Here is a 552-nt window from a genome sequence, read left to right on the forward strand (position 1 = left end):
AGCTGGTCGTGACCGAGGGCACCCTGACCGGCACCACCGTCGCGCTCCAGGGCCAGACCATCACCCTGGGCCGGGCGCACGACAGCACGATCGTGCTGGACGACGACTACGCCTCCAGCCGCCATGCCAGGATCTACCCGGACCGCGACGGTCAGTGGATCGTCGAGGACCTGGGCTCCACCAACGGCACCTACCTGGACCGGACCCGCTGCTGCTGCCGCTCGCCACGCTGCTCAACGGCCTGGGGCTGGTCGCCATCTGGCGCCTGGACCAGTCCGAGCGCCTCCAGCAGAGCCGGACGTTCGTGGAGGCCGCGCCGCGCCAGCTGATGTACTCGGCGATCGGCGTGGCCCTGTTCGTGGCCGTGCTGTTCTTCCTCAAGGACCACCGCGTCCTGCAGCGCTACACCTACATCTCGATGGCGGGCGCGCTGGTGCTGCTGCTCCTGCCGCTGGTCCCGGGCCTCGGCCACAACGTCTTCGGCGCCAGGATCTGGATCAAGATCCCCGGCCTCGGCACGCTCCAGCCCGGTGAGTTCGCCAAGATCGTGCT

Annotated in this window: 2 pseudogenes; both read left to right on the top strand. The window is 69.4% G+C overall.

Annotated features, from left to right (window positions below):
- Window positions 1–203, top strand: a pseudogene (gene fhaB, locus LPA54_RS35915) (antibiotic biosynthesis regulator FhaB); the annotation flags it as partial.
- Window positions 203–552 (top strand): annotated as a pseudogene (locus tag LPA54_RS35920) (FtsW/RodA/SpoVE family cell cycle protein); the annotation flags it as partial. The pseudogenes fhaB and LPA54_RS35920, both read left to right, overlap by 1 nt.

It is taken from the genome of Streptomyces sp. DH12 (assembly GCF_020873895.1).
Lineage (GTDB): Bacteria > Actinomycetota > Actinomycetes > Streptomycetales > Streptomycetaceae > Streptomyces.